The organism is Vibrio sp. 1402, from assembly GCF_033340275.1.
Genome location: NZ_JAWOWE010000633.1, coordinates 1 through 537 on the forward strand (window position 1 = coordinate 1; position 537 = coordinate 537).

1 pseudogene is annotated in these 537 nt (G+C 42.6%); it reads left to right on the forward strand.

The features are described from left to right. Nucleotides 1-530, forward strand: a pseudogene (locus R7044_RS27660) (SAM-dependent methyltransferase); the annotation flags it as partial. Between the last annotated feature and the right edge of the window lie 7 nt (nucleotides 531-537).

Below are 537 nucleotides of genomic sequence, written 5' to 3' on the forward strand. Positions count from 1 at the left end.
GCTGTTATCATTTGATTCAAAGCGAGACGTACCAAGCGTTATCCCAATCAGTGCGAGCGTCTGAACTCATTTTGTCTAAGCATGAACTGCGCATTCCATTGCAACAGACGGTGACAGGCGGTGAACGTGTGCGTCGCCATCGTCAACAAGAGATGGTATTCAGGCTTGGTTTTGATTTACTGACACGTGAGATTTTGGGAGTTGATGAGTATCAACCCGTGCCAAGCATTCGAAAATCACAGTTAAGTGATGGTTTTGAGGCATTGTGTCTCTGGGCTGCGAAACAAAAAGGTATCGAGATTAACCAAGCGATTGACTTTGCCGAGTTTGAAAGGCGGGCAATAAAACGTTTTTGGCATATGGAAAGAATGAGCTTAGTGCAACTGGTTTTTCAGCGACCTTTGGAGATCTGGCTCGCATTAGACAAAGTGCTTTATCTTGAAGAACGTGGTTATCGTGTTAGATTGGCAGAGTTTTGCCCTAAATCAGTTACGCCGAGAAATATTTTAATTTGTGCATATAAGAATTAGTTATTTT